Source organism: Lentzea kentuckyensis (assembly GCF_002150765.1).
Taxonomy (GTDB): Bacteria; Actinomycetota; Actinomycetes; order Mycobacteriales; family Pseudonocardiaceae; genus Lentzea; species Lentzea kentuckyensis.
Genome location: NZ_MUYM01000171.1, coordinates 665 through 2291, shown reverse-complemented (window position 1 = coordinate 2291; position 1627 = coordinate 665). Strand labels below are relative to the sequence as shown.

The window sequence follows — 1627 nt, the reverse complement described above, 5'->3', positions numbered from 1 at the left end:
CGCGGCGCGGCACGTGGTGCAGCTGCTGGCGCTCGAACCAGACCCCACCGCGGGCACCAGGCCGGTCCCGCTTTCCGAGGACCTGACCCTGCACGACCCCACGTCCGGACTGACGGTCCGCCACGGCCGGCTGACCGCCGTCGTTTCGCGTTCGCCGGAGGAGGCCGCCGAACTGGCCGCCCGCCTCGGCCGGTACACCGGCGGATCGGTGACGCTGGACGGGATACCGCTGGAGGTACTGCCCGCCGAGCAGGTGCGGCAGCTCATCCTGGTTGTGGACGACAGCCAGGCGCTGTTCACCGGCATGCTGCGGGAGGAGTTCGGCGGCATGCCGGACGACGAGCTGACCGAGGTGTTGCGCGCCGCCCACGCCCTCGACATCCTGACCGCGCTTCCGGACGGCTTGCGCACCATGATCACCGAGCGGGGCACGTCGTTCTCCGGCGGCGAGCAGCAGCGGCTGCGCCTGGCCAGGGCATTCGCTGCCAAGCCTGCGATTCTCGTCCTGGTCGAACCGACCAGTGCCGTGGACGCCAACACCGAGGCGCTGGTCGCCGAGGGCATTCGCCGGATACGTGCGGGGCGGACCACCGTGGTCATGAGCACCAGCCCGTTGCTGCTCGACCGCGCCGATGACGTCGCCTATCTCGACAACGGCAGGGTGGCCGCCACCGGGACTCACTCGCAGCTGTTGGCCAGCACTCCAAGATATGCCGAGACCGTGATGCGGGATGTGACATGAGTTTTCCCGTGGCCGACGCCGTGACGGTCCGCCGCTACGTCCGTGGGCTGATCCGCAGTGAAAAAGCCCTGCTGGGCCGCACCACCTTCTGGTTCGTCGTGGCCACCGCATGCGGCCTGGCGGTGCCCGCCCTGGTGGGAAGCGTGGTGGACGCGGTCAGCCGGGGTGCCGCGACGACCACCCGCCTGGACCTCACCGTGGCGGTGATCGTCTGCCTGCTTCTGTTGCAGGGCCTGCTGATCCGACATGCCCGCTTCCTCGGCGCGCGACTGGGCGAAAAGGTGCTCGCCGGCATCAGGGAGGAGTTCATCACCAAGGTGCTGGCGCTTCCGCTGTCCGCGACCGAGAAAGCCGGCACCGGAGACCTGCTCACCCGCAGCACCAACGACGTCCAGTCGCTGTCCAACGCCGTGCGGGTCGCAGCCCCCACGATCCTCGTGGCGAGCCTGTCGGTGGTCCTCACCCTGGCCGCGATCGTGATCACGAGCCCGCTCATGATCCTGCCGTGCCTGCTCGCCGCGCCGGTGGTCGTGGGTGCGACCCGCTGGTATCTGCGGCGTGCCCGTCCCGCCTACCTGTCCGCGGCGGCCAGCTCCTCGTCGCTGACCCAGGGCCTGACCGAAACCGTGACCTCCGCCAGGACCGTGGAGGCGCTGGGCCTGGCCGACCGCCGGATCCACCGCACCGACACCGACGTGACCCGGTCGAACGCCGCTGAGCGCGGCACGCTGTCCCTGCGCAGTGTGTGGTACCCGCTGATGGACTTCGGTTACATCCTGCCGGTCGCCCTGAGCGTCCTGTTCGGCGGAGTGTTCTACCTCAACGGCTGGTTGTCGCTGGGCCAGGTCGTCACGGCCACCCTGTACATCAGAGCCGTCATCGACC

General features: G+C 69.7%; 2 protein-coding genes. Both read left to right on the top strand.

Features of this window, described 5'->3' with window-relative positions:
* A partial coding sequence (locus B0F77_RS44970) for an ATP-binding cassette domain-containing protein (RefSeq protein ID WP_143467258.1) occupies positions 1-742 on the top strand: 742 nt, incomplete at its 5' end.
* On the top strand, positions 739-1627 hold an 889-nt coding region (locus B0F77_RS49495), incomplete at its 3' end, for an ABC transporter transmembrane domain-containing protein (RefSeq protein ID WP_211294360.1). The genes B0F77_RS44970 and B0F77_RS49495, both read left to right, overlap by 4 nt.